Annotated in this window: 2 protein-coding genes; one reads left to right on the top strand and one right to left on the bottom strand. The window is 68.3% G+C overall.

Annotated elements, in window-relative coordinates; translation table 11 throughout:
* Window positions 1-50 precede the first annotated feature (50 nt).
* Window positions 51-188 carry a hypothetical protein gene (locus ACTOQ2_RS43960; protein ID WP_440107989.1) on the bottom strand — a complete coding sequence of 46 codons (138 nt, stop codon included), beginning with the start codon at window positions 186-188 and terminating at the stop codon, window positions 51-53.
* Window positions 189-245: 57 nt separating this feature from the next.
* Between ACTOQ2_RS43960 and ACTOQ2_RS43955 the strand changes: the two genes are divergently transcribed.
* Window positions 246-868: RNA-guided endonuclease InsQ/TnpB family protein (locus ACTOQ2_RS43955; RefSeq protein ID WP_440107988.1), on the top strand; the 623-nt coding region annotated here is incomplete at its 3' end.

Raw genomic sequence — 868 nt, 5'->3', positions numbered from 1 at the left:
CCGCGCGGGAGTGCCCGCCAGGGCGCGAGCGTGCCCTGTCCTTCCAGGTCTTATCGCTCGGCCCACCCTGCGTAGGGCATCAGGACGGCGCGGGGCTGCCCGTGTCGCTCCACGATGGTGGGCGCGCCGGTGAAGTGGGCGACGTCGATGCGGCGGCCCAACTGGTCACGGAGGTGTCGAACACTCATACGTTCGGTCATGGAATCCATACGTTCGGTCATGAAGTCCGCGATACCTTTGGTGCCGTGCAGCTTCGGTACAACTACCGGCTCTGCCCCGACGCCGACCAGCGTGCCGCGCTGGCCCGCGCGTTCGGGTGCTCCCGGGTGGTGTTCAACGACGGGTTGCGCGCACGCCAGGACGCCCGAGACCAAGGCCTGCCGTACCTCTCGGATGGGGAGCTGTCCAAGCGGGTCATCGCCCAGGCGAAGCTCACCGTGGAGCGCGCGTGGCTGGGCGAGGTCTCCGCGGTGGTTCTTCAGCAGGCGCTCGCCGATCTCAACACTGCCTACCGCACCTTCTTCGCCTCCCTGTCCGGCAAGCGTAAGGGTCGCACGGTGGGCCCGCCCCGGTTCAGGTCCCGCAAGGACAACCGGCAGAGCGTTCGGTTCACCAAGAACGCCCGATTCGCCGTCACGGTGGGCGGGAAGCTGCGCCTGCCGAAGATCGGGGAGGTGTCGGTCCGCTGGTCGCGTCCCCTGCCGTCGCAGCCGTCGTCGGTGACGGTGGTCAAGGACGCGTCGGGCCGCTATTTCGCGTCGTTCGTGGTCGAGACGAGCGATGAACCCCTGCCGGCTGTCGCGGGCGAGATCGGTATCGATCTGGGGCTCACGCACTTCGCGGTGCTGTCGGACGGCCGCAAGATCAG

Source organism: Streptosporangium sp. H16, from assembly GCF_051918855.1.
GTDB lineage: Bacteria > Actinomycetota > Actinomycetes > Streptosporangiales > Streptosporangiaceae > Streptosporangium.
The sequence above is the reverse complement of the archived record's forward strand: the minus strand, read 5'-3'. Positions and strand labels throughout refer to the sequence as shown.